This window comes from Monashia sp. HAY1-2A (assembly GCF_056755315.1).
The window spans coordinates 1-1,200 of sequence record NZ_JBNDHY010000307.1 but is presented as its reverse complement, the minus strand read 5'-3'; the positions used below and the strand labels follow the sequence as shown (position 1 = coordinate 1,200).

2 protein-coding genes and 1 pseudogene are annotated in these 1,200 nt (G+C 67.2%); 2 read left to right on the top strand and 1 reads right to left on the bottom strand.

Annotation, left to right across the window (positions count from 1 at the left end; translation table 11 throughout):
• Positions 1-136: 136 nt before the first annotated feature.
• Both ACPYOM_RS22010 and ACPYOM_RS22005 read left to right on the top strand, forming a co-directional pair.
• Positions 137-429, top strand: a pseudogene (locus tag ACPYOM_RS22010) (GrpB family protein); the annotation flags it as partial.
• Between the two features lie 68 nt (positions 430-497).
• Complete coding sequence (locus ACPYOM_RS22005; RefSeq protein WP_481347592.1) at positions 498-698, top strand: GrpB family protein; 201 nt, start codon at positions 498-500, stop codon at positions 696-698.
• 45 nt (positions 699-743) lie between these two features.
• Here ACPYOM_RS22005 and ACPYOM_RS22000 read toward each other — a convergent pair.
• Positions 744-1,200 (bottom strand): MmyB family transcriptional regulator (locus tag ACPYOM_RS22000; RefSeq protein WP_481347591.1); only part of this gene is annotated, 457 nt, incomplete at its 5' end.

Here is a 1,200-nt window from a genome sequence, read left to right as displayed (position 1 = left end):
CAGCCCGCTCCTGGCGACCGAGGACGGGATGAGACCGACGCCCTCAACCCGGACGATCGAACGCGCCATCCGCGGCAAATGCGGACGTCCGTGCTAGCAGTTGTCGGGAGCAAGCGCGGCTGCTTACGCTCGTCTGATGCCTCCTGCGCCCCGTCCTCATCGACGTGCAGACGTAACGATCGCCGAGCTACTCGGTGGCGTCGAGAAGCGCGAGCTCGTCGTCGTCGATCCAGACCCCGCTTGGCCCCAGGCCTACCAACGTCACGAGGACTGCATCCCCACAGCGCTCGGACCGCGGGGCGCCGTAGCGATTCAGCACATCGGATCGACCTCCGTACCCGCCTCGCCGCGAAACCCATCGTGGACATCCTCGTCGTCGTCAATGACATCACCGCCGAAGAGGACTACCTGCCCCAACTCCTCACCGCCGGTTACGTCCTGCGGGTCCGCGAGCCCAGTCACCGCCTGGTGCGTACACCCGAGCGTGATGTCCACGCATCCTCGAGACCGACGATCCGCAGATCCGCGAGTACCTTCTCCGCCGCAATCACCTACGCCGCGACGAAGCCGACCGCGAGCTCTACGCGCGCACCAAACGTGACCTCGCCGCCCAGGACTGGCCCGACATGAACGCCTACTCCGACGCCAAGACGGACGTCATCACCCAGATCAAGGACCGCGCACGACAGCAAACGTGACACCACCCCTCGAAGACGCTCGACCGCTCAGCGCACCGTCTGTGGTCACCACGTTCTTGTGGCGGTCGGGTCTTCTCGCGACGGCTGCATGGCGGCCGGGGAGAAGGTCTGGCTTCCCAGGACGCCGAGCAGACGTAGGCGCTCGGCGGACTCGCTGCCCGGCGTCGCGGTGAAGACGAGCAGGATCTGGACATCGCTGTCCGTTGACATGCTTTCGCAGTCGAGCTCCATCCGGCCGACCTGCGGGTGCAGGAACGTCTTGCGCTCCGGCCCCGGCCTCCAGGCGACATCGTGACCCGCCCACAGCGCGTCGAACTCCGGCGAGGCGCGGAGGCGATCGACCAGGGCGCGGGCACGGGGATCGTCCGGGTGACGTCCAACGGCCAGGCGGAGCATTGCCACGTAGGAACGGGAGTAGGTCGGCTGTTCCTCGACAGGGTGGAGCGCGCGTTCGCGCGGATCGGTGAACCAGCGGTGGAAGCGGGACCTGTTCGGGTCCTCA